20 protein-coding genes are annotated in these 23766 nt (G+C 69.9%); 7 read left to right on the forward strand and 13 right to left on the reverse strand.

What is annotated here, in order from left to right; genetic code table 11:
• Positions 1–14: 14 nt before the first annotated feature.
• From pssA to ACZ561_RS12445, 9 genes are all read right to left on the reverse strand, one after another.
• Entirely contained in the window at positions 15–881 is an 867-nt protein-coding gene (pssA, locus tag ACZ561_RS12405; protein ID WP_470994399.1) for a CDP-diacylglycerol--serine O-phosphatidyltransferase, read from the reverse strand.
• Complete coding sequence (locus tag ACZ561_RS12410) at positions 874–1530, reverse strand: phosphatidylserine decarboxylase (RefSeq protein WP_362355995.1); 657 nt, start codon at positions 1528–1530, stop codon at positions 874–876. The genes pssA and ACZ561_RS12410 overlap by 8 nt, the downstream gene beginning before the upstream one ends.
• A gap of 169 nt (positions 1531–1699) precedes the next feature.
• A complete protein-coding gene (locus tag ACZ561_RS12415) occupies positions 1700–2905 on the reverse strand; it encodes an acyl-CoA dehydrogenase family protein (protein ID WP_329114005.1) in 1206 nt (401 codons plus the stop codon).
• Positions 2906–2907: 2 nt separating this feature from the next.
• Positions 2908–3420, reverse strand: a complete 513-nt coding sequence (locus ACZ561_RS12420; RefSeq protein WP_329114003.1) for a MaoC family dehydratase — start codon at positions 3418–3420, stop codon at positions 2908–2910.
• Between the two features lie 5 nt (positions 3421–3425).
• Positions 3426–4391, reverse strand: a complete 966-nt coding sequence (locus ACZ561_RS12425) for an HpcH/HpaI aldolase/citrate lyase family protein (protein WP_260226713.1) — start codon at positions 4389–4391, stop codon at positions 3426–3428.
• A complete protein-coding gene (locus tag ACZ561_RS12430) occupies positions 4388–6523 on the reverse strand; it encodes a protein meaA (protein WP_470993109.1) in 2136 nt (711 codons plus the stop codon). Before ACZ561_RS12430 ends, ACZ561_RS12425 begins: the two co-directional genes overlap by 4 nt.
• 14 nt (positions 6524–6537) lie before the next feature.
• Positions 6538–7875: a crotonyl-CoA carboxylase/reductase gene (gene ccrA / locus ACZ561_RS12435; protein WP_376430640.1), complete on the reverse strand. Its 1338-nt coding sequence runs from the start codon at positions 7873–7875 to the stop codon at positions 6538–6540.
• A gap of 417 nt (positions 7876–8292) precedes the next feature.
• Positions 8293–9138, reverse strand: a complete 846-nt coding sequence (locus ACZ561_RS12440) for a TetR family transcriptional regulator (RefSeq protein WP_470993112.1) — start codon at positions 9136–9138, stop codon at positions 8293–8295.
• A gap of 109 nt (positions 9139–9247) precedes the next feature.
• Complete coding sequence (locus ACZ561_RS12445) at positions 9248–11029, reverse strand: 3-hydroxyacyl-CoA dehydrogenase family protein (protein WP_376430638.1); 1782 nt, start codon at positions 11027–11029, stop codon at positions 9248–9250.
• A gap of 312 nt (positions 11030–11341) precedes the next feature.
• Here ACZ561_RS12445 and ACZ561_RS12450 point away from each other — a divergent pair, with 312 nt between their 5' ends.
• The gene (locus tag ACZ561_RS12450; RefSeq protein ID WP_470993115.1) at positions 11342–11938 is read left to right on the forward strand and encodes a HEAT repeat domain-containing protein; all 597 of its coding nucleotides are present in this window, start codon (positions 11342–11344) and stop codon (positions 11936–11938) included.
• Here the strand turns inward: ACZ561_RS12450 and ACZ561_RS12455 are convergent.
• The 3 genes from ACZ561_RS12455 to ACZ561_RS12465 form a co-directional block, all read right to left on the reverse strand.
• Positions 11935–12348 carry a RidA family protein gene (locus ACZ561_RS12455; protein ID WP_470993118.1) on the reverse strand — a complete coding sequence of 138 codons (414 nt, stop codon included), beginning with the start codon at positions 12346–12348 and terminating at the stop codon, positions 11935–11937. The two genes, ACZ561_RS12450 and ACZ561_RS12455, sit on opposite strands and share 4 nt — an antisense overlap.
• Before the next feature lie 51 nt (positions 12349–12399).
• Complete coding sequence (locus tag ACZ561_RS12460) at positions 12400–14016, reverse strand: alpha/beta hydrolase (protein WP_470993121.1); 1617 nt, start codon at positions 14014–14016, stop codon at positions 12400–12402.
• A 71-nt stretch (positions 14017–14087) separates the two neighbouring features.
• Positions 14088–15119: an Rv2578c family radical SAM protein gene (locus tag ACZ561_RS12465; RefSeq protein WP_470993124.1), complete on the reverse strand. Its 1032-nt coding sequence runs from the start codon at positions 15117–15119 to the stop codon at positions 14088–14090.
• A 150-nt stretch (positions 15120–15269) separates the two neighbouring features.
• On the opposite strand from ACZ561_RS12465, the gene ACZ561_RS12470 reads away from it, so the two are divergent.
• A complete protein-coding gene (locus tag ACZ561_RS12470; protein WP_470993127.1) occupies positions 15270–15743 on the forward strand; it encodes an SRPBCC family protein in 474 nt (157 codons plus the stop codon).
• 237 nt (positions 15744–15980) lie between these two features.
• Positions 15981–18389, forward strand: coding sequence for an MFS transporter (locus ACZ561_RS12475; protein WP_470993130.1), 2409 nt, complete (start codon positions 15981–15983; stop codon positions 18387–18389).
• Between the two features lie 6 nt (positions 18390–18395).
• Here ACZ561_RS12475 and ACZ561_RS12480 read toward each other — a convergent pair whose 3' ends face one another.
• Positions 18396–19433, reverse strand: a complete 1038-nt coding sequence (locus tag ACZ561_RS12480; protein WP_470994402.1) for a hypothetical protein — start codon at positions 19431–19433, stop codon at positions 18396–18398.
• Positions 19434–19627: 194 nt separating this feature from the next.
• Between ACZ561_RS12480 and ACZ561_RS12485 the strand changes: the two genes are divergently transcribed.
• The 4 genes from ACZ561_RS12485 (at position 19628) to ACZ561_RS12500 (ending at position 23755) form a co-directional block, all read left to right on the forward strand.
• Positions 19628–20224 (forward strand): TetR/AcrR family transcriptional regulator, encoded by a 597-nt coding sequence (locus ACZ561_RS12485; RefSeq protein ID WP_470993133.1) that lies wholly within the window; start codon positions 19628–19630, stop codon positions 20222–20224.
• Between the two features lie 114 nt (positions 20225–20338).
• Complete coding sequence (locus ACZ561_RS12490) at positions 20339–21493, forward strand: MFS transporter (RefSeq protein ID WP_470994404.1); 1155 nt, start codon at positions 20339–20341, stop codon at positions 21491–21493.
• 101 nt (positions 21494–21594) lie between these two features.
• The gene (locus ACZ561_RS12495) at positions 21595–22428 is read left to right on the forward strand and encodes a M55 family metallopeptidase (protein ID WP_470993136.1); all 834 of its coding nucleotides are present in this window, start codon (positions 21595–21597) and stop codon (positions 22426–22428) included.
• Complete coding sequence (locus ACZ561_RS12500; RefSeq protein WP_470993139.1) at positions 22421–23755, forward strand: M20/M25/M40 family metallo-hydrolase; 1335 nt, start codon at positions 22421–22423, stop codon at positions 23753–23755. The genes ACZ561_RS12495 and ACZ561_RS12500 overlap by 8 nt, the downstream gene beginning before the upstream one ends.
• The last annotated feature ends 11 nt before the right edge of the window (positions 23756–23766 follow it).

The following is a 23766-nucleotide window of genomic DNA, read 5'->3' on the forward strand; positions in this document are numbered from 1 at the left end:
TCGTACACGTACCGCTACGGCAGCTGAGCCGCCTGCGCCTGGCGCGCCTCGCGGCGGTTGCCGCGGAAGGTGTTCACCCGACGGGCCGTCGCGAAGAGGGGGATCACGGCGCCCATCACCACCTGCAGGGCGCAACCGGCCTGCAGCAGGAACTGTCCGCCCGGCGCGTCGAACGCCCAGGCGGCCAGCATGCCCATGGCTCCGACGATCCAGGCGAGCATCGCCACCGCGAGGACACCCCGCGGCTTGGGGTACTCGACCCGGCTCACCATCAGCCAGGCGACACCGATGATCGCGAGCAGCGTCGGGATGAACGGCAGCTCCAGCAGGACGATCGAGACCACCGTCAGCGCGCCGAAGGGGCTCGGCATGCCCTGGAACATGCCGTCCTTCAAGGTCACGCACGAGAATCTCGCCAGCCGCAGCACCACCGCGAGCAGCACCACGATCGCGGCCACCGCCGAGACCTTCTGCTGCGCGCCGGGCGTGACCATGCCGTACACGAGTACGAAGTAGGCCGGGGCCAGACCGAAGCTGATCAGGTCCGAGAGGTTGTCGAGCTCGGCGCCCATCGGGGACGAGCGCAGCTTGCGCGCCACGATGCCGTCGAACAGGTCGAAGATCGCCGCGGCGAGCATCAGGATCACGGCGGTGGCGGCGCTGTTGCGCGCCATGCCGGTCTCGGCGCTGCCGGTGAGGTGCGGGATGAGGATGCCGGTGGTGGTGAAGTACACCGCCATGAATCCACACGTGGCGTTACCGAGCGTGAGGGCGTCCGCTATGGACAGCCTCAACGACAGAGGCATCTCCTCGGCCTCTTCGGCCTCGTCCGCGTCGCCGTCGGCGACCCAGTCGGCGGCCCTGGTGTCAGGATCAATCACGGTCAATGCGAGTCACCCCCGCGGTCGTGGTCTGACCGACCTCGACGGCGACGTCGACACCTTCCGGAAGGTAGATGTCAACGCGCGACCCGAAGCGGATCAGACCGATGCGCTCACCCTGCTCGACCTTCGTCCCCTGGGGGATGTACGGCACGATGCGGCGGGCCACGGCCCCCGCGATCTGCACCATCTCGATGTCACCGAGCTCGGTGTCGAAGTGCCAGACAACGCGCTCGTTGTTCTCGCTCTCCTTGTTGAACGCCGGGACGAACCCACCGGGGACGTGCTCCACGGACGTCACCGTGCCGGCGAGCGGCGCGCGGTTGACGTGGACGTTCAGCGGGCTCATGAAGATGGCGACCCGGGTGCGCCCGTCCTTCCACGGCATGATGCTCTGCACCACACCGTCGGCGGGGGAGATGACCCGGCCCTGAGCGATCTCGCGCTCGGGGTCGCGGAAGAACCACAGCATGCCCGCCGCCAGGGCGGTGGTGGGCACGGCGATGGCCGCGGCACGCCGAGACCTGCGCGCACGCACGAGGCTCAGCGCCGCGGTGGCGACGGTCGGCAGAAGCCACGGCGATGCTCCGCGTGCGATGCGTACGCCCTTGGGGGTGTCGCGGTGTGCAGAGGTTTGGCTGTGGGGCATGGATGACCTTCGTAGCGGATGATGCCGCACTGGCAACAGGGGACGGCGGCTTTCGGGCGATGCTATCGGTTGCGGGCCGCAACTGGGCAAGCCAGAAGCCGAGTCGGCGGCCGGAAGACGATGACAGGGTGTGATCTTCTTCGCGGCCAAACCGACCCCAATGCGACAATCAGCCCTGGAATCGGTACTCCTCGAGCAGCCTGCGCCCAATGATCATTTTCTGGATCTCGGCGGTACCCTCGCCGATGAGCAGCATCGGAGCCTCGCGGTAGAGGCGCTCGATCTCGTACTCCTTCGAGAACCCGTATCCGCCATGGATACGGAAGGCGTCCTCGACGACTTCCTTGCAGTATTCGGAGGCGAGGTACTTCGCCATCCCTGCTTCGAGGTCGTTTCGTTCCCCGGAGTCCTTTTTGCGCGCTGCATTCACCATCATGGCATGAGCGGCCTCGACCTTGGTAGCCATCTCGGCGAGCTTGAACTGAATCGCCTGGTGCTGGGCGATCGCCTTGCCGAAAGTGTGACGTTGCTGGGCATACGAGACACCCAGTTCGAAGGCACGCTGTGCGACACCGCAGCCACGGGCGGCGACATTCACGCGGCCGACCTCGACGCCGTCCATCATTTGGTAAAACCCTCGGCCGGTGGTGCCGCCGAGTACCCGATTGGCCGGAATGCGCAGTCCGTCCATGATGAGTTCGGTCGTGTCGACACCCTTGTAACCCATCTTGTCGATCTTCCCGGGGATCGTGAGGCCGGGGCGGACCTCTCCGAAGCCGGGCTCCTTCTCGACGAGGAAGGTCGTCATCGACTTGTGGGGCGCCGTGCCCTCGGGGTGTCCTTCGTCACTTCGGACGAGAACGGCGACCAGCGTTGACGTTCCGCCGTTCGTCAGCCACATCTTCTGGCCGTTGAGGACGTACTCGTCGCCGTCCTTGACCGCCTTGGACGTGATCGCCGAGACGTCCGAGCCGAGGCCCGGCTCCGACATCGAGAAGGCGCCACGCGTCTCGCCGGCCGCCATACGCGGAAGGAAGTAGTCCTTCTGCTCCTGGGTGCCGTGCTGCTTCAGCATGTACGCGACGATGAAGTGCGTGTTGATGATGCCGGAGACCGACATCCAGCCGCGGGCGATCTCCTCCACGCAGAGCGCGTAGGTGAGCAGCGACTCACCCAGGCCCCCGTACTCCTCGGGGATCATCAGACCGAAGAGGCCGAGCTCCTTGAGCCCGTCGACGATCTGCTGGGGGTACTCGTCGCGGTGCTCCAGCTCGGTCGCGACCGGGATGATCTCCTTGTCGACGAACTCCCGGACGGTCTTGAGGATCTCCTGCTGGACGTCCGTGAGCCCGGCGGTCTGGGCGAGTCGGGCCATGGCTACTTCCCCTGTTCCTTGAGCTCCGGGCGGCCGGGCTGCTCGCCGCCGCGCTCCTTGATGTACGTCTCGGTGGGGACCATCACCTTGCGGCGGAAGACGCACACGAGCGTGCCGTCCTGCTTGTAGCCCTTGGTCTCGACGTAGACGATGCCGCGGTCGTTCTTCGACTTCGACGGGGTCTTGTCGAGGACCGTGGTCTCGCCGTAGATGGTGTCGCCGTGGAAGGTCGGCGCGACGTGGCGCAGCGACTCGATCTCCAGGTTGGCGATCGCCTTGCCCGAGACGTCCGGCACGGACATGCCGAGCAGCAGCGAGTAGATGTAGTTGCCGACGACGACGTTCTTGCCGAAGTCCGTCGTGTTCTCCGCGTAATTCACGTCCATGTGAAGCGGGTGGTGGTTCATCGTCAGCAGACAGAAGAGGTGGTCGTCGTACTCGGTGACCGTTTTTCCGGGCCAGTGCTTGTAGACGGCGCCGATCTCGAACTCTTCGTAGGTGCGGCCGAACTGCATCGGACTCAGGCCTCCGGGATCTCGAACTTGGTGGTGCGCTCCATGCCGGCGGCGCGGCCCTTGCCGGAGATGACCAGGGCCATCTTGCGGGAGGCCTCGTCGATCATCTCGTCGCCGAGCATGGCCGAGCCCTTCTTGCCGCCGGCCTCGGAGGTGTAGTAGTCGTACGCGTCCAGGATCAGCTCGGCGTGGTCGAAGTCCTCCTGCGAGGGGGAGAAGATCTCGTTCGCGGCGGCGACCTGGTCCGGGTGGAGCACCCACTTGCCGTCGAAGCCCAGGGCGGCGGCGCGGCGGGCGACCGCCTGGTAGCCCTCGGGGTTGCGGATCTGCAGGTAGGGGCCGTCGATCGCCTGGAGGTTGTTGGCGCGGGCGGCCATCAGGATCTTCATCAGGATGTAGTGGTAGGCGTCGGCGTCGTAGCCGGGCGGCTGCTCGCCGACGACCAGGGACTTCATGTTGATGGAGGCCATGAAGTCGGCCGGGCCGAAGATGATCGTCTCGACGCGCTGCGAGGCGGTCGCGATCGCGTTGACGTTGTTCAGGCCCTGAGCGTTCTCGATCTGCGCCTCGATGCCGATCTTGCCGACCTCGAAGCCCATGGTCTTCTCGATCTGCGTCAGCAGGAGGTCGAGCGCCACGATCTGCTGGGCGTCCTGGACCTTCGGAAGCATGATGCAGTCGAGGTTCTGGCCGGCGCCCTCGACGACGGTGACGACGTCACGGTACGTCCAGTGGGTCGTCCAGTCGTTGACCCGCACGACCCGGGTCTTGCCGGTCCAGTCGCCCTCGTTCAGGAACTTGACGATGGTGTGACGGGCCTCGGGCTTGGCGAGCGGCGCGCAGGCGTCCTCCAGGTCCAGGAAGACCTGGTCGGCGGCGAGCCCCTGGGCCTTCTCCAGGAAGCGGGGGTTGGAGCCGGGGACCGCCAGGCACGAGCGACGCGGGCGGAGTCGGTTCACGGGGCTGGTCATGCGGGGACCTCCAGGGGGTCGAGCTTGTTCGCTTTCCGGATCTCGTCGACGATACGGCCGATGATCTCCGTGATACCGAAGTCCTTCGGTGTGAAGACGGCGGCCACACCCGCGCGCTTCAGTTCTGCGGCGTCGGCGTTCGGGATGATCCCGCCGACGATGACCGGGACGTCGTTCGCCCCCGCCTCGCGGAGGCGGTCGAGGACGTCCGGGACCAGCTCGGCGTGCGAGCCGGAGAGGATCGACAGACCCACGCAGTGCACGTCCTCGGCGAGTGCCGCGTTGACGATCTGCTCGGGCGTCAGCCGGATCCCCTGGTAGACCACCTCGAAACCGGCGTCACGCGCGCGTACCGCGATCTGCTCGGCCCCGTTGGAGTGCCCGTCCAGGCCGGGCTTGCCGACCAGGAGCCGCAGTCGCCCCGCGCCCAGCTCCGTGGCCGTCCGTGCCACCTTCTCGCGTACGAGAGCCAGCGGGGTGCCCGCCTCGGCCGTCACCGCCACAGGGGCGGAGGAGACTCCCGTGGGGGCGCGGAACTCGCCGAAGACGTCCCGAAGCGCCCAGGACCACTCGCCGGTGGTGACGCCCGCACGCGCGCACTCCAGGGTGGCGGCGAACAGGTTGCCCTCCCCGGCGGCCGTCGCCTTGAGAGCCGCCAGCGACTCCTGGGCGCGGTTCTCGTCACGGTTGTCGCGCCACTCGTGGAGCTTCGTGACGACCTTGGCCTCGTTGGCCGGGTCGACCGTCATGATCGCCGTGTCGAGGTCCGCGGTGAGCGGGTTCTCCTCGGTCGACTGGAAGATGTTGACACCGATGATCTTCTCGTCGCCGGCCTCGATCCGGGCGCGCCGCTCGGCGTGCGAGGAGACCAGCTGCGACTTGAGGTAGCCGGACTCGACGGCGGCCATCGCGCCGCCCATCTCCTGGATCCGGTCGATCTCGGCCAGGCACTCCTCGACGAGCGAGCCGACCTTGGCCTCGATCACGTGCGACCCGGCGAAGATGTCCTCGTACTCCAGCAGGTCGGACTCGTGGGCGAGCACCTGCTGGATACGGAGCGACCACTGCTGGTCCCACGGGCGGGGCAGGCCGAGCGCCTCGTTCCACGCGGGCAGCTGGACGGCACGCGCGCGTGCGTCCTTGGAGAGCGTCACGGCCAGCATCTCGAGCACGATCCGCTGGACGTTGTTCTCCGGCTGGGCCTCGGTCAGGCCGAGCGAGTTGACCTGGACGCCGTAACGGAACCGGCGCTGCTTGTCGTTCTCGATGCCGTACCGCTCGCGCGTGACCTTGTCCCAGATGCGGCCGAAGGCGCGCATCTTGCACATCTCCTCGATGAAGCGGACGCCCGCGTTCACGAAGAACGAGATGCGGGCGACCACCTCGCCGAAGCGGTCCGCCGGGACCTGGCCGGAGTCCCGGACCGCGTCGAGCACCGCGATCGCGGTGGACATCGCGTACGAGATCTCCTGGACCGGAGTGGCCCCCGCCTCCTGCAGGTGGTAGCTGCAGATGTTGATCGGGTTCCACTTCGGGATGTTGTTCACCGTGTAGGTGATCATGTCCGTCGTGAGGCGGAGCGACGGGCCGGGCGGGAAGACGTGCGTCCCGCGCGACAGGTACTCCTTCACGATGTCGTTCTGGGTGGTGCCCTGGAGCCTGGTGACGTCCGCGCCCTGCTCCTCCGCGACCACCTGGTAGAGCGCCAGGAGCCACATCGCCGTGGCGTTGATGGTCATCGAGGTGTTCATCTGCTCCAGGGGGATGTCCTGGAACAGCCGGCGCATGTCACCGAGGTGCGAGACCGGGACACCGACCCGACCGACCTCGCCGCGGGCGAGGATGTGGTCGGGGTCGTAGCCGGTCTGCGTCGGCAGGTCGAACGCGACCGAGAGGCCGGTCTGACCCTTGGCGAGGTTGCGCCGGTACAGCTCGTTGGACGCCTCGGCGGTCGAGTGACCGGCGTACGTCCGCATGAGCCACGGCCGGTCCTTTTCCTTCCGCGCCTGCGGCTGAGTGCGCTCGGTGCCGGCGTCGACGTTCCTCAGCCCGCGGTCGCTTCGCTCCCTTGCCTTCGTCTCTCTCGACTCCGGCGCGCCCTCAGCCGCAGGCGCAGTCTGACGCTCAGTCATGTACGGTCCCGGGATCAGATGTTACGGAAGCGGTTGATGGCGTCGATGTGCTTCGCGCGCATCTCCGGGTCGCGCACGCCCAGGCCCTCCTGCGGGGCGAGGGCGAGAACGCCGACCTTGCCCTGGTGCAGGTTGCGGTGGACGTCGTAGGCGGCCTGTCCGGTCTCCTCCAGGGAGTAGACCTTGGAGAGCGTCGGGTGGATCTTGCCCTTGGCGATCAGGCGGTTGGCCTCCCACGCCTCGCGGTAGTTGGCGAAGTGCGAGCCGATGATCCGCTTCAGCGACATCCACAGGTAGCGGTTGTCGTACTCGTGCATGTAGCCCGAGGTGGAGGCGCAGGTGGTGATGGTGCCGCCCTTGCGGGTGACGTAGACGCTCGCGCCGAAGGTCTCCCGGCCGGGGTGCTCGAAGACGATGTCGATGTCCTCGCCGCCGGTCAGCTCGCGGATGCGCTTGCCGAAGCGCTTCCACTCCTTCGGGTCCTGGGTGTGCTCGTCCTTCCAGAACTTGTAGCCCTCGGCGTTGCGGTCGATGACCGCCTCCGCGCCCATCGCCCGGCAGATGTCGGCCTTCTCGGGGGAGGAGACGACACAGATCGGGTTGGCGCCGCCGGCCAGCGCGAACTGGGTGGCGTACGAGCCGAGGCCGCCGCTGGCGCCCCAGATCAGGACGTTGTCGCCCTGCTTCATGCCGGCGCCGTTGCGGGAGACCAGCTGGCGGTACGCGGTGGAGTTCACCAGGCCGGGGGAGGCGGCCTCCTCCCAGCTCAGGTGGTCCGGCTTCGGCATGAGCTGGTTGGACTTGACGAGGGCGATCTCCGCCAGCCCGCCGAAGTTGGTCTCGAAGCCCCAGATGCGCTGCTCGGGGTCGAGCATCGTGTCGTTGTGGCCGTCCGAGGACTCCAGCTCGACCGAGAGGCAGTGGGCGACGACCTCGTCACCGGGGTTCCAGGCGTTCACGCCGGGGCCGGTGCGCAGCACGACGCCCGCGAGGTCGGAGCCGATGATGTGGTACGGCAGGTCATGGCGCTTGCTGAGCTCCGACAGGCGTCCGTAGCGCTCCAGGAAGCTGAAGGTGGACACCGGCTCGAATATCGAGGTCCAGACGGAGTTGTAGTTCACGGAGCTGGCCATGACGGCGACCAGGGCCTCGCCCGGGCCGAGCTCGGGGAGCGGCACGTCGTCGAGGTGGAGCGACTTGCGCGGGTCCTTGTCGCGGCTCGCGAGGCCGTTGAACATCTCGGCCTCGTCCTTGTGGACGGTCACGGCGCGGTACGACTCGGGGAGCTTGATGTTGGCGAAGTCCGAGGACGTGGAGTCCGGGGACTGGATCGCGTCCAGGATGTCCTTCACGGGGTGCCTCCGGCGGTGCGGCGTCTGAGGGGGACGCGCTGAGGGTTACGTCTTGGAGTGCTGCTGTGGAGGTGTGCCGTCGGTTCGGCGGGGTGGTGCGGTGGCTGCGCCGGGTACGGCGCTGAGGGTTGCCTGTGACGCAGGCGTCCGGGCGCACAATCGCTTGTGGGGACAGCCGACGCACGAGCTGATCTCTGCGCGCCGGCCGCCCGGACAACATCAACGTATGGCACGGCGTGTCACCTGACAAGGCACTGCGTGCCAACAATTTCACTCAGATGCAATCCCCTGGTCACACATGAGCGATGATCGATCGAGCCGGGGGTCGAAAACGGACGAAGGTGACGGCCGGGGAACGGACGAAGGCCGCCCCGGAATGAGGGGCGGCCTTCGTCGTGGGACGGGGTCGGTGCGTCGTCAGTTCTTCCTCAGCGCCTGCTGGATCGTGCGCATGACCTCGTCCAGCGGAGCGTCCGTACGGGCCACGGCGACCACCACGTCCCCCTCGGTGGATGCCACGGCCGCGGGGCCCGCGGGACCCGTGGGGGCCGGCTGCGCCTGCGGAGCCGCGGCCGGACGGGCGCCTATGCCCGTACCGAAGGTCTCCCGCACGATCGCGAAGGCGTGGTCCAGCTGGGCCTCCACGTCGCCCTGGCCGCCCGCACGCAGCCAGCGGCGCAGCACGTGGTTGTGGGCGGTGACGACCGCGGAGGCGGCCACCTCGGCCAGCAGCGGGTCGTCGTTGCCGTCGTGGTGGTCGCGCTCGTCGAAATGGCCCAGCAGGTAGCGGGTGAACAGCCGCTCGTAGCGGGCCACCGAGGCGATCTCGCGCTCCCGCAGGGTCGGCACCTCACGGGTGAGCCGGTAGCGCTCCACGGAGACCGCAGGGGACCCCGCGTACATCTTCATGACTTCCTTGATGCCCCGGCAGACCGTGTCCAGCGGGTGCTCGTGCGGCGGTGCGGCGTTCAGCACCGCCTCCGCCCGCACCAGGGTGTCGTCGTGGTCGGGGAAGATCGCCTCTTCCTTGGAGCGGAAGTGGCGGAAGAAGGTCCGGCGCGCGACCCCGGCCTGGGCGGCGATCTCGTCGACCGTCGTGGCCTCGTACCCCTTGGTGGCGAAGAGCTCCATGGCCGCCGCCGCCAGCTCTCGGCGCATCTTCAGCCGCTGCGCGGCCGCGCGGGTGCCCGCCGGGCTCTCCTGCGTGTCGGAGGACGACGGGGACGTGGACGTGGCACGGGGTGACTTCGCGGCCTTGGACATGTCCTGAACGTACTGCATCAGCGCGGGAGTGTGCCCAGGTGGGGGAGGGTCGCCCGGGGTGCCGGAGGCACCCCCGGGACTCAGCAACCCTCCCCAGCCCGCGTAGGGCTCAGCGTCGGGCATATTCGCGGAAGCCGCGCCCCGTCTTGCGGCCCAGGCAGCCGGCCGCCACCAGGTGCTCCAGGAGCGGCGCCGGGGCCAGGCCCGGGTCGCGGAACTCGCGGTGCAGCACCTGCTCGATGGCGAGGGAGACATCGAGGCCGACGACGTCGAGGAGCTCGAACGGACCCATCGGGTAGCCGCCGCCCAGCTTCATGGCGGCGTCGATGTCGTCCAGCGTCGCGTAGTGCTCCTGGACCATCTTGATCGCGTTGTTCAGGTACGGGAAGAGCAGCGCGTTCACGATGAAGCCGGCGCGGTCGCCGCAGTCCACCGGGTGCTTCCTGATCTTCGCCGTGACCTCGCGGACCGTGGCGTGGACGTCGTCGGCGGTCAGGACCGTACGGACGATCTCCACCAGCTTCATCGCGGGCGCCGGGTTGAAGAAGTGCATCCCGATGACGTCCTGCGGGCGCGAGGTGGCGCGGGCGCAGGCGACGACCGGCAGCGAGGAGGTCGTGGTGGCGAGCACCGCGCCGGGCTTGCAGATCTTGTCGAGCCGCGCGAACAGCTCCTGCTTGATCGTCAGGTCCTCGGCGACCGCCTCGACGGCCAGGTCGACCTCGGCGAAGGCGTCGAGCGAACCGGCCGGGGTGATCAGGGCCAGCGTCTCGTCCCGGGCCTCACCGGTCATCCGGCCCTTGTCGACCGAACGGGCGAGGGACTTCGCGATCCGGGCCTTGGCGGTGTCGGCCTTCTCCTGGGATCGGGCGGCCAGCACGACCGTGTAACCCGCCTTGGCGAAGACCTCGGCGATGCCGGAGGCCATGGTGCCGGAGCCGGCGACGCCGACCGAGCGGACCTCACGGCCCTCGGCGGTGGCCGCGCTCTCCAGCGGGGTGAGCGCGTCGCGGACCACGGTGGCCGAGCCCGGGGCGTCGTACGTGTAGAAGCCGCGGCCCGACTTGCGGCCCGTCAGACCGGCCTCGCTGAGCTGCTTGAGGATCGGGGCGGGGGCGTGCAGCCGGTCGCGCGACTCGCTGTACATCGCCTCCAGGACCGTACGGGCGGTGTCGACGCCGATCAGGTCGAGCAGTGCCAGCGGGCCCATCGGAAGACCGCAGCCGAGCTTCATGGCGGCGTCGATGTCCTCGCGGGAGGCGTACTTGGCCTCGTACATGGCGGCGGCCTGGTTGAGGTAGCCGAAGAGCAGCCCGTCGGCGACGAAACCGGGACGGTCGCCGACGGCGACCGGCTCCTTGCCGAGGTCGTGCGCGAGGGCGGTGACGGCCTCGACGGCCTGCGGGGCGGTGAGGACGGAGGAGACGATCTCCACCAGCTTCATCGCCTGGACCGGGGTGAAGAAGTGCAGGCCGAGCACGCGCTCGGGGTGCGCCGAGTCGGCGGCCAGCCGCGTCACGGAGAGCGCGTTGGTCCCGGTGGCGATGATCGCGTCGGGGCGGACGATGGCGTCCAGGGCCCGGAAGACCTCCTGCTTGGCCTCGTACGACTCGGGGACGACCTCGATCACGAGGTCGGCGTCCGCCGCGGCCTGGAGGTCGGAGAAGGTACGGAAGCGGGCGAGGACGTCCTGCCGCTCCTCCTCCGTGATCCGCTCACGGGTCACCGCGCGGGCGGTGGAGGCCTCCAGGGCGGCGACGGCCTGGGTGGCGGCGGCTTCGCTGATGTCGACGCCGATGACCTCACGGCCGGCCCGGGCGAGGACATCGGCGATGCCCGTGCCCATCGTGCCGAGACCGATCACGGCGATGGTGGAGAGAGGGGTGTCCATCAGGGGACTCCAGGGAGGGAAGAGTGACGACTGAAGGCGGCAATGCGGGCGCGAACGGATCGCGAACGGAAAGCGCGAGAAGTCCGCGACGGAAGCGCGAAGAGATCGCGTGGAAAAGGCGACGGACTCTGTCCCGGAGTCACATCGAAAACTGCCGAACCGACAAACTCGATCTCACGACGGCTGCGTCACCAGGCCGTTGTGAGTGTGCGGGGGGTGACCCGCCCACCTGAGATTAACCGGCGAGTAACGAGCGCGCCAGTCCCCGGGAGTTCGGAAAATGTGATCTGGATCGCGGATACGCTGACGGCCATGGATATCGCCCAGGACCCCGAATTCTGCTCGATGATCGATCGATTGCGGGACGAGATCCACCACGGCGCGGAAGTCGATCGAAAGCCATTCGAAGAACTCGTCGCCACCGACGATCCCGAGGAGTTCGCCCGCGTGCTGACCGCACCCGGCCAGCCCCTCTGGGCCCGCGAGATCGCCGCCTTCCGGCTCGGCCTCGCCGGCGATCCGCGCGCCTTCGAAGCCCTGGTCCTGCTCCTCAACCACCGCGACCCGGAGCGCTGCGTCTCCGCCGCCTACGCCCTGACACGTCTTGGCGACCCGCGCACCGCACGGGCGGCCGCCGCCCTCGCCACCAACGAACTCCGCGTCGCCTACGCCCTGTTGCCGGTCCGGCTGCTCGCCGACCTGCGCGCCCCCGAGTCCCTGCCGGCCCTCCTCGCCGTCCTCGAACGCCGCCTGGCGGCAGACGACCCGCACTGGCGGGTCGGCATCGCCTGCGTCGAGGGACTCGGCGCCCTCGGCGACCCGCGCGCCCTGTCGGCGATCGAGGCCGCCCTGCCGCACCCCCGACTCGGCCGGGCGGCCGCGGAAGCGCTCGCCCGGCTCGCCGGCTAGCCCGCGACGCTCTCCGGGACCAGGGCGAAGGCCTCGATCTCGATCAGGAGTTCCGGGCGGACCAGGGCGGCGACCTGAACCGCCGAACTCGCGGGAAGCGGGGCCGTGCCGAAGGCCTCGTCCCGCGCCGTCCGGACCGCGGGCAGATGGGCGACGTCGGTGACGAAGTACGTCAGCTTCACCACGTCCTCGAACCCCGCGCCCGCCGCGGCCAGGCAGCGGCGCAGGTTCGCGAAGACCTGACGGGCCTGCGCCCCGGCGTCGTCCACCCCGACCACCGCCCCGGCAGCGTCGAGGGAGCACTGGCCGGATATCGCGACGAACCGGCCGGTGCCCCACACGACGTGGCTGTACTGGGGGCTGGGGGCGATCCCCTCGGGAGCGGGGACGTGGGTGAGGTGCGTCGTCATGCCCGACATCCTCGCGCACGCCACTGACAGGGCCCCGACCGAGGGGGTGTCTCAGCGCACGTGGCCGAGGAGGCCGTGCAGCACCGTGCCGCCCTTCGTGTCGGGTCGCGCGGATCCGCTACGGGACGAGGTGGCCTTCATCGGCTCCGGCTTCGGCTCCGGGAGCGCTTCGCAGACCGCGTCCGCCTCCGCCTGGCCGTCGCCGCGCGGCACCCGTCCCGTGGCGAGATACGTCGCCAGGTGCTCGTCCATGCACGCGTTGCCCGCCAGCGACACCCCGTGGTTCCCGCCGCCCTCCTCGACCACCAGACTGGAGCCGCGCACCATCCGGTGCAGGGCCACACCGCCCTCGTACGGGGTCGCCGCGTCGTTCGAGGCCTGGAGGATCAGTACCGGCCCCACCTCGTCGTTGGCGACGTCGGGCGGAGTGAGCGAGTCCACCGGCCAGAACGCGCACGGAGCGTTGTACCAGGCGTTGTTCCAGGTGGCGAAGGGCGCCTTGGCGTGCACGTCCCAGTTGTCCGTGCGCCAGGTGTTCCAGTCCCGCGGCCACTTGGCGTCCCGGCACTGCACGCTCGTGTAGACCGAGTAGCCGTTGTCGGCCGCCGCGTCAGCCGCCCCGTAGGCCTCGTACGTCCGGGTCAGCGGGACCGCGTCCTTGTCGTTGACGTACGACGAGAACGCCGCCGCCAGGCTCGGCCAGTAGCCGTCGTAGTACCCGCCCGGCAGGAAGGTGTCCTCCAGCTCGCCCGGACCGACCTTGCCGCCCGCCGGGCTCTTCCCCAGCGCTTCCCGCATCCCGTACCAGGCCGCCTCCACCGCCGCCGGATCCGTGCCCAGCTTGTACGTGGCGTTCTGGCGGGCCACCCATGCCATGAAGTCCTTGTGGCGGGTGTCGAAGGCGTAGTCCTGCGCGATGTTGTCCTCGTACCAGACGCCCTGCGGATTGACGACAGAGTCCAGTACGAGGCGGCGCACCCGATCCGGGTACAGCCGCGCGTACACGGCGCCGAGGTACGTGCCGTAGGAGTACCCCAGGTAGTTGAGCTGCGGCGCGCCGAGCGCCGCGCGGATCGCGTCCAGGTCCCGGGCCGTGCTGACCGTGTCGATGTACGGCAGGACGTCGCCGTGCTTCTTCCCGCAGGCCGTCGCGAAGGACCGGGCCCGCTCCACGCCCGTCCGCTCGCCCTCGGCGCCGAGCGGCACGGAGTCCGGCCGCACAGGGTCGAAGTGGCCGGGCTTGCAGTCGAGCGCGGGCTCGCTCTTGCCGACCCCGCGCGGGTCGAAGCCGATGACGTCGTACTGCGCCGCCACCTTCGCGGGCAGCGAGGCGGCCACGAACCCGGCCATGGTCCGTCCGCTGCCGCCCGGTCCTCCCGGGTTGACGAGCAGCGGACCCTGGTACTCCTTGGCGTCCTTCACGGTGTGCGCGACCCGGGTCAGGGCCAGGCTGATCGACCGGCCGGCCGGGTCGTCGTGGTTCAGCGGCACCTTGAGCGTGGCGCACTGGAGCTTGGGATACGCCTTGGTGGCGCAGTCGCTCCACAGGAGCGGCGCGATGGGACGGGGGGTCGGCTCGGGGCGGGGCGTCGCGGACGCGGGCAGGGCGGTGACCGTCCCTGCGACCAGTGCCCCAGTGGCGATCAGCATTCCTGCGCGTGTGGTCATAGGGCGTCCGTGCCCCGATCGGTACCCGGAAGGACCTGTTCCGCTCAGAGTTGACCCGAACAGAGGAACAGTCAGAGGAAGGTGAGCTGTTCGGGAGCCCCCGCGAGCGCCGGCTCCTCCGGTACGGGAATCCGGCGCGGCGCTCCCCGACGGGAGGGCCCGATCCCGAACTCGGCGGCGAATTCGTGCACCTGACGGGTGATCCGTCGCTGGTACCAGGTCGGTGCGTAGGCCCCGTCCGCGTACATCCGCTCGTACCGCCCCACCAGATGCGGGTGGTGCTGCCGCAGCCAGGTGAAGAACCACTCGCGGGCGCCCGGCCTCAGATGCAGCACGAGCGGGGTCACGGAGGTCGCGCCGGCCTCGGCGATGGCGCGCACCGTGTCGCGCAGCTGCTCGGGGCGGTCGCCGAGGAAGGGGACGACCGGGGCCATCAGCACCCCGCAGCCGATGCCGTGCTCGCCGAGCGTCCGTACGACGTCGAGGCGCCGCTGGGGGGAGGGCGTGCCGGGCTCGACCGTGCGCCACAGCTCCCGGTCGGTGAAGCCGACGGAGACGGAGATGCCGACCTCGGTCACCTCGGCCGCCTGGACGATCAGGTCGAGGTCGCGCAGGATCAGCGTCCCCTTGGTGAGGATGGAGAAGGGGTTGGCGTGGTCGCGCAGGGCCGCGATGATCCCCGGCATCAGGCGATAGCGCCCTTCGGCCCGCTGGTAGCAGTCGACGTTGGTGCCCATCGCGATGTGGGCGCCCTGCCAGCGGCGGGAGGCGAGCTGGCGGCGCAGCAGCTCCGGTGCGTTGATCTTCACCACGATCTGCGAGTCGAAGCCGAGGCCGGTGTCCAGGTCCAGATAGCTGTGGGTCTTGCGGGCGAAGCAGTACACGCACGCGTGCGTGCAGCCCCGGTACGGGTTGACCGTCCATTCGAACGGCATCCGTGAGGCGCCGGGCACCCGGTTCACGATCGAGCGGGCCCGCACCTCGTGGAAGGTGATTCCGCGGAACTCGGGCGTGTCGAACGTGCGGGTGGTGACCGCGTCCGTACCGAACAGGGCCGTCTCCGCGGCGGTGGCGGGATTGTCGCCCAGATTGTCCCAGCGCATGGACGCCTCCTCGGTAGCCGTGTCCTCAGCCGTGCGCACAGAATAGAACACGTGTTCCCTTGATCGTTGCAACCCGGATTTGGGGGGCTCGGGCCCAGGTGGTTGGCTGGGCGCCACACCCCTGAAGAACCACGTGTTGGAGGAAGTGCAATGGCGCAGGTCGAGGCCACGACGGAGCGGATCATCTCGGCGGACCCGGAGAAGGTGTTCGACGCTCTGGCCGACTACAGCGGCACGCGCGCGAAGCTGCTGCCGGAGCACTTCAGCGAGTACGAGGTGCGCGAGGGCGGCGACGGCGAGGGAACCCTCGTCCACTGGAAGCTCCAGGCCACCAGCAAGCGCATCCGCGACTGCCTCCTGGAGGTCACCGAGCCCACTGGGGGCCCCGCCCATGCCGCAGGCTATGGGGGAGGACAGCTCGTCGAGAAGGACCGCAACTCCTCCATGGTCACCACCTGGACCGTGACGCCCGCGGGCGAGGGGAAGTCCAAGGTCGTCGTCTCCACCGTGTGGAACGGCGCCGGAGGCATCGGTGGATTCTTCGAAAAGACCTTCGCGCCCAAGGGGCTCGGCCGCATCTACGACGCCGTACTGGCCAACCTGGCCACCGAGGTGGAGAAGTAACGCCTCCTCGGTCACCGATTCGAGTGGTTTCCCCGCCGCCCCCACAAGAGCGCCCCGTGCGCCGAGGGGGCGCGGGGGCATTCGTAAACGCGCTGATGAGCGCCCCAAGTGCCACCCCGTGCAGGGCTGTTCGGCACCGCCGACCCCATCGGCCTCCCGTACCGTCCGACTTGCCCCCGCTTCGCGCCCGATGCGAAGAATGGCGCGGCGCTGACGTCGTGACGAGGGGAGCAGCACGTGGGTGCGATCACGCCGGTGAAGGACGACGTACCGCTCGTCGAGGACGGTCCGCCCTTCGACCGGCCACCGCCGCCCGCCGACGGGGAAGCCGCCCTCGACCCCCGTCGTGTCCGGCTCGTCTTCTTCGGGCTCATGCTCGCGCTGCTGCTCGCCGCGCTGGAGCAGATGATCGTCGCCACCGCCCTGCCGAAGATCGTCGGTGAACTCCAGGGCCTGGACCGGATGTCCTGGGCGATCACTGCCTATCTGCTCACCGCCACCATCGGTCTGCCGATCTACGGCAAACTCGGCGACCTCTTCGGCCGCAAGGGCGTCTTCCTCTTCGCCATCGTGGTCTTCGTCGTCGGCTCCGCCCTGGCCGGCTGGTCACGGTCCATGGACGAGCTCATCGCCTTCCGTGCCGTCCAGGGTGTCGGCGCGGGCGGCTTGATGATCGGCGTCCAGGCGATCATCGCGGACATCGTCCCCGCCCGGGAGCGCGGCCGCTACATGGGCCTCATGGGTGCGGCCTTCGGCCTCGCCTCCGTCGCCGGCCCGCTGCTCGGCGGCTTCTTCACCGACCACGTCTCCTGGCGCTGGTGCTTCTACTTCAACGTCCCCTTCGGGCTCGTCACCCTCGCCGTCGTCGCCGTGGTGCTCAAGCTCCCCAAGCCGCGCACACGGGCCAGGCTCGACGTCCTCGGCTCGATCCTGCTCGCCGCCGCCTCCACCTGCCTTGTGCTGCTGACCAGTTGGGGCGGGACCGCGTACGACTGGGACTCCGAGGTCGTCATCGGCCTCGGCTGCGGAGCCGCCGCAACAACCCTGCTCTTCCTCGTGGTCGAGCACTTCGCGCCCGAACCCCTCATTCCTCTACGGCTGTTCCGCGACTCGGTCTTCACGGTCACGAGCCTCGTCGGCGCGGTGGTCGGCATCGCGCTCTTCGGCGCCGCCGGCTATCTGCCGACCTTCCTCCAGATGGTAGAGGGCGCCACAGCCACCGAGTCCGGCCTTCTCATGCTGCCCCTGATGGGCGGGATCGTCCTCGCCTCGGTCGTCTCGGGACAGCTCATCACCCGCACCGGCCACTACAAGGTCTACCCGGTCCTCGGGGGCGCCGTCTCCGTCGTCGGCATGTGGCTGCTCTCCCGGATGGGGACGGACACCCCGCGCCTGCACCACAGCATCTGGCAGGCCGTGCTCGGACTCGGCATCGGCCTGGTCATGCCGGTCCTGATCCTCGCCGTGCAGAACTCCGTACGCCCCACCGACCTCGGCACCGCCACCAGCGCCCACAACTACTTCCGCCAGATCGGCGGCAGCGTCGGCGCCGCCGTCTTCGGCACCCTCTTCGCCGCCCGGCTCGACGACGCCCTCGCCGACTCCCTGCCCCGTACGGCGGGGACCCCGCTGCCCGCCGTCGAATCGATCACTCCGCAGGCGGTGCACGCCCTCCCGCCCGTGCTGCGCGACGCCTACATCCAGGCGTACGCGGACGCGATGCCGCGGATCTTCCTCTACCTCGTGCCGGTCCTCGTGCTCGGCCTCGTCCTCGCCTTCTTCCTCAAGGAGAAACCGCTGGTGTCCCACCACACCCCCACCACCGAGGCCCCCACCGCCGTCCCCCGGGCCCGCGCGGCGGGCGCCCCCGCCCCGGCCGCGTACACCGCGGGCCTCCCGGTCTGCGGAACCGTCCAGCACCACGACGGCAGCCGTGTCCCGCGCGCGGCCCTCACCCTCATCGACGTCCAGGGGCAGCAGATCGGCCGCGGCGGCAGCGGCGAGGACGGGCGCTACGCGCTGAGCGCCCCCGGCCCCGGCTCGTACGTCCTGATCGCGGCCGCCGGTGGACATCAGCCGCAGGCCGTCTCCGTCACCGTCGGCGAACGGCCGGTGGAGCTCGACGTGGTCCTCGGCGGCGCGGGCCGGCTGGCCGGCACCGTGGTGACCGCCGACGGAACTCCCGTACGGGACGCGGCGGTCACCCTCACCGACGTACGCGGAGACGTCGTCGCCTCCACGCGCAGCGGGCGCGAGGGCGACTACGTCATCACGGAGCTGGTGGCCGGCGAGTACACCCTGGCCGGGAGCGCCCCCGCCTTCCGGCCCGCCGCGCTGCCGGTGAGCGTGCAGGCCTCCCGCGAGACCCGGCAGGACATCGAGCTGGCGGGCGGCGCGATGCTGCGCGGCACGGTGCGCGCGGGCGGCGCCCGGCCGGTCGTGGACGCGCGGGTGACGCTCCTCGACGCGGCCGGCAACGTGGTCGACACCCTGACCACGGGCCCCGACGGCACCTTCCGCTTCGTGGATCTGTCCTCGGGGGAGTACACGGTCATCGCGGCGGGCTATCCGCCCGTCGCCACCGTCCTCCAGGTCGCGGGCGGCGGACGCACCGAACGCGATCTCCAGCTCGGCCACGAGGACTGAACGGGATCAGGAGGAGGCGTCGGTCGCCTTGCGCAGCGCGCTGATGCAGCTGCCGATCGCCTCCTGAAGGGCTTCGAGGCGCTGGAGCATGTCGTCCTCGAGGACGTCCTCCTCCAGGACCTCGTCGAGGGTCAGCTCCTCGAAGACCTTCGTGGCCTTCTGCAGGCTGTTGTAGAACTTCGTACGCCGCTCCTGGACGCGCAGCGCCGGGTCCGCCTCGACGGCCTCGGCGACCATGCCCTTCACGGCTTCGTAGGCCTCGCCGGCCCACTCGCCCGTCTCCTCGGAGTCGTCGAGCTCGTCGATGAGGGAGAGGTGCCGCTCCGCCTCGGCGCGCACCGCGGCGGGCGCCTCCACGGTCTGTCCGGCGGGGGTGCGGACCTGGCCCTTCTCGACGATCTGCCGGACGTAGCCGATCCGGTCGGCCGCCTTGGCCTCGCCGGCCACGGCCTTCTTCAGCTCATCGGTCCGCGCGATGGCGCGGGCCATCCCCGTCTGCAGCGCCGGGTCCTCCTTCATCCGGTCGAGCAGCGCGCTGCGCGCCGCCTCGGCCGTGCCGGGGTCGGCGAGGATCGCGGCACGCAGGGCGGTCGGGTTCTCCGCGACCTCCAGCGCCTTCGTCGGCCGGATGCCCTCGGCCTCCGCCGCGGCGGTGATCGCGTGTCCGCGCACCGAGGAGGCGCTGGAGCGGGAGGAGTAGTACGACAGCCAGACGTCGGCCTCCGGCAGCTCGATGTCCTCACCGGGCACCAGCGCCTCGAACTGCGGGACGAGCCCGTCGTCGGCGGCCATGTCCCAGGCCCTGTAGTACCGCATGACCCGCTCGGGGGAGCACTCGGCCAGCTCGGCGAAGGCCTTCGCCGACACCTTGGGCGAGTCCTCCGCCGCCTGCCCGCCCGGGCGCACGCTCCGGGCCACCTTCAACGCGAAGGCCCAACCGCCGGTGCGGGCGTAGACCCCGAACTCCCGGGCGTCCCGGACGACCGCGTCGGGTACGTCCTGGACGACGAAGTCGGTCGCCTCGCGGGCCTCGGGGACCTCGATGGTCCCGGCGGTGGCGTCGGCGGTGGCGTCGGCGGGCTCGGAAGGGGCGAACGCGGTGGTCACCGAGAGGTCTCCTGACGGTCGGGGGTTCGGGGAGGGAGAACTGCGCCCGCAAGCCTATACGCGCCTGTTGGCGGGGTATCGCCCGAATTCGATATTGAACCGATCGGTCCAATACCTGCTACGGTACTGCCATGGCACGCCCGAGGATGTTCGACGAGGCGCGCGCCCTGGACGCCGCGATGCACCTGTTCTGGGAGAAGGGCTTTGAAGCCACCTCCACCCAGGATCTGTGCGAGGCGACCGGCCTGGGCCGCAGCAGTATCTACAACACCTTCGTGAGCAAGCACGCGCTGTTCCTGCGGGCGCTCGCGCGCTACACCGAGATGACCACGAGCAGTCAGCTCGCACTCCTGGAGGACGAGACCCTCTCGCCCGTCGACCGCCTGAAGGGTGTCATGGCGTCGGTCGTCGAGATGGAGGAGACCCATCGGCGGGCGGGCATCGGCATCGGCTGCCTCGGTGTCAACAGCACGGTCGAACTCTCCGGTCGCGACCCCCAGGCCGCCGCGCTCCTCGGGCGGGACCAGGAGCGCCGGCTCGTGGCGCTCGCCGCGACCATCGCCGCCGGTCAGAGTGCCGGCGTCCTCTCGCGGCATCGCCGGGCCGACGAGCTCGCGCGGTTCTTCAACGCCGCCGTCGCCGGGATGCGCGTCTCCGCGCAGAACGGCGCCGACCGCGCCGTCATCGAGTCCATCGCCGCCATCGCGTTGGACGCCCTGACCGCTTGACCTGCCGCGCGCCAAGCCCCTCCGTGGTCGAACGCCCCTTCGTGGCTGCGCGTGCCCTCATTTCGTACTGATCAGTCCAAAACTTGCTCCCGAACAACGAAGGACGTGAACCACGTGCCACGCGCCGTGTACGTACTGGCCATCGGCATCTTCGCCATGGTTACCAGCGAGTTCGTCGTCGCGGGCCTCATGCCGCAGATGGCGGCCGGGCTCGACGTGACCATCCCTCAGGTCGGTTACCTCATCACCGTCTTCGCCGTCGCCATGGCGGCCGGTGGCCCCTTCCTCACCGTCGCGGTGCTGAAGCTGCGTCCCAAGCCCGCACTCCTGGTGCTCTTCGGTGTCTTCCTGACGGGTAATCTGCTGGCCGCGACCGCCACCTCGTACGGCGCGATGGTCGTGGCCCGCGTCATCACCGGCGTCGCCTCCCAGGCCTTCTTCGGCGTCGCCATCTCGGTCTGCTCCGCGCTCACCCGGGAGGAGGCACGCGGCCGTGCCATCGCCGTGGCGATGAACGGACTGATGCTCGGCACGCTGCTCGGGCTGCCGATGGCGACCTTCATCGGCGGGCACCTCGGCTGGCGCGCCGCGTTCTGGGCCATCACCGCGCTGACCGTGCTCGCCGCCGCGGCCGTGCTCGTGGGCGTCCCGCGCCTCGAGCGGCCCGGTGCCGCAGGCGCCTCCTTCCGGGACGAGGTACGGGTCTTCCGCAGGCCTCGCCTGTGGCCGGCGCTCGCCACCAGCACCCTCATCATCGGCGCCACCTTCTCCGCCTTCAGCTACTTCAACCCGATCCTCACCGAGGTGACCGGCTTCGAGGAGGGGGCCGTACCCGTCCTGCTCATCGCCTACGGCGCCGCCACGGTGATCGGCAACACGGTCGTCGGCCGTCTCGCGGACCGTCGCACCGTCGGCGTGCAGGTCGCGGGCCTCGCCCTCAACGCCCTGTTCCTGACCGGCTTCGCCCTGCTGGCCGATGTCGGTGCGGCCGCCGTGGTCCTCATGACGGGCATCGGCCTGGTGGGTGTCACCATGAACCCGGCCATGGTGACCCGCGTCCAGCGGGCGGGCAACGCGGGACCGCTCGTGAACACCGTGCACTCCTCGTTCATCACCCTCGGCGTCATCATCGGTTCCTCCGCCGGAGGGATACTCGTCGGCGCGTACGGACTCCGCTCGCCGCTCTGGCTGGGCGCCGTGCTTGCCGTCCTCGGTCTGCTGTCGCTCCTGCCCGAGTTGGGGCGCCGCCGCGCCCTGGTAGAGGTCTAGACCATTATTCCTTTCCGAGGTCCTGGCCTGGCCCTTCCCCGGGGCGTAACGTGACGCGGCATGAGCGTCGTCGTCACCGCACGTGAGGGGACAGGGGTTTCGTGAAGATCCTGATCAGCGCCGACATGGAAGGCGCCACCGGCGTCACCTGGCCCGGCGACGTCCTCCCCGGGACACCCCAGTGGGAACGGTGCCGGTCCATGTTCACCTCGGACGTCAACGCGGCGGTCCTCGGATTCTTCGACGGCGGCGCCGACCAGGTGCTGATCAACGAAGCCCACTGGAGCATGCGGAACCTGCTGCTCGAACAGCTCGACGAGCGGGCCGAGATGATTACCGGGCGGCACAAGACCCTCTCCATGGTCGAAGGGGTGCAGCACGGGGACGTCGACGGCATCGCGTTCGTCGGCTACCACACCGGCGCCGGAACCGAAGGCGTCCTCGCGCACACCTACCTCGCCAACTCCATCACCGGCGTGTGGCTCGACGGCGAGCGGGCGAGCGAGGGACTGCTGAACGCCCATGTCGTCGCGGAGTACGGCGTGCCCGTCGTCCTCGTCACCGGCGACGACCTGACCTGCGACGACGCCCTCGGATACGCACCCGAGGCACGCAAGGTCGCCGTCAAGGACTACGTCTCGCGGTACGCGGCGGTGTGCCGGACCCCGAAGCGTACGGCGAGCGAGATCCGGGCCGCCGCCCAGTCCGCGGCCGCCCTCGCCGTACGGCACGAGCCGGTGCGGGGTGGACCGTTCACGGTGGAGCTGGAGTTCGACGCCGAGCATCTGGCCGGCTCCGCGACCGTCGTGCCGGGCGTGGCGCGGAACGGCGAGCGCCGGGTCGCGTACACCAGCGGGACGATGTACGAGTGCATTCGCACGTTCAAGGCGGTCACCACGATCGTCTCCGCGGCGGTGGAGGAGCAGTATGGCTGAGCAGGGCCGAGAGCCGGACGCCACGGCGCTCGACGAGGTGGTGACCTTCACCTCCGAACTCATTCGCATCGACACCACCAACCGCGGCGGCGGCGACTGCCGCGAGCGGCCCGCCGCCGAGTACGTCGCCGAACGCCTCGCCGCCGCCGGCCTGGAACCCGTCCTGCTGGAGCGGACCCCCGGCCGCACCAACGTGGTGGCGCGCATCGAGGGCACCGACCCCTCCGCCGACGCGCTGCTCGTCCACGGCCACCTCGACGTCGTCCCGGCGGAGCCCGCCGACTGGGCCGTGCACCCCTTCTCCGGAGAGGTCCGCGACGGCGTGGTCTGGGGGCGCGGCGCCGTCGACATGAAGAACATGGACGCGATGGTTCTCGCCGTCGTCCGCTCCTGGGCCCGCCAGGGGATCCGGCCGCGCCGCGACATCGTCCTCGCCTACACCGCCGACGAGGAGGCGAGCGCCGAGGACGGCTCGGGCTTCCTCGCCGACGAACACCCCGGGCTCTTCGAGGGCTGCACCGAAGGCATCAGCGAATCCGGGGCGTTCAGCTTCCACCCGACCCCGGGTATGACCCTCTACCCGATCGCCGCCGGCGAACGCGGCACCGCCTGGGTCAAGCTCACGGCACACGGCCGGGCCGGACACGGCTCGAAGGTGAACACGGCCAACGCCGTCACCCGCCTCGCCGGAGCCGTCGCCCGCATCGGCGCCCATCCCTGGCCCCTCCACCTGACCTCGACCGTACGGGCGGCACTCACCGAACTCGCCGCGCTGTACGGCATCGAGACCGACGTCGACGCGGCCGGCTTCGACGTCGACCTGCTGCTGGAGAAGCTCGGCCCGGCCGCCGCGCTGGTGGAACCGACGGTCCGCAACAGCGCCAACCCGACGATGCTGGACGCGGGTTACAAGGTCAACGTGATCCCCGGGCACGCCGTCGCCTACGTCGACGGCCGGATGCTGCCGGGCGGCGAGGAGGAGTTCACCGAGACGATGGACCGCCTCACCGGGCCCGACGTCGAGTGGGAGTTCCACCACCGGGAAGTCCCCCTGGAAGCCCCCGTCGACTCACCCACCTTCGCCCGACTGCGCGCCGCCGTGGAGCACTTCGACCCGGAAGGCCACGTCGTCCCGTTCGCCATGTCGGGCGGCACCGACGCCAAGCAGTTCTCCCGGCTCGGTATCACCGGCTACGGCTTCTCGCCGCTGAAGCTGCCCCCCGACCTGGACTACGCGGCGCTGTTCCACGGAGTCGACGAGCGCGTCCCCGTCGACGCCCTGCACTTCGGCGTCCGCGTCCTCGACCACTACCTGAAGTCCGCGTAAGGGGAGTCGAG

The organism is Streptomyces sp. NPDC039609 (assembly GCF_055596705.1).